We start from the raw sequence: 261 nt of genomic DNA, 5'->3' as shown, positions 1-261 counted from the left end.
GCCACCTGGAGGTCAATCCTGTCGTTTGCCCATATCCTGGCCTGCCCGCGGTTAACGGATTTCTTGTGAAATTCGACATGTACAACTACGCCACCAGCACCGGAACCCAGAGCATGACCGGGTACTATTACGGTCCAGATCAATACCCGGACAATTGGGCGGCGGGCGCTTACAACCCGATTCCAAGCACCGACATGGCTCCGTCCGGGATCAACCTCGGCAGCGGGGATGAGTTTTCAGCCACCATTGTTAACAACGGAA

1 protein-coding gene is annotated in these 261 nt (G+C 55.9%); it reads left to right on the top strand.

Annotated features, from left to right (window positions below; translation table 11 throughout):
- Positions 1-65 precede the first annotated feature (65 nt).
- Positions 66-261, top strand: a 196-nt coding sequence (locus tag OHL23_RS28565) for a hypothetical protein (protein WP_263355504.1), incomplete at its 3' end; no start/stop codon positions are given.

The sequence above is a fragment of the Acidicapsa acidisoli genome (assembly GCF_025685625.1).
GTDB lineage: Bacteria > Acidobacteriota > Terriglobia > Terriglobales > Acidobacteriaceae > Acidicapsa > Acidicapsa acidisoli.
The sequence above is the reverse complement of the archived record's forward strand: the minus strand, read 5'-3'. Positions and strand labels throughout refer to the sequence as shown.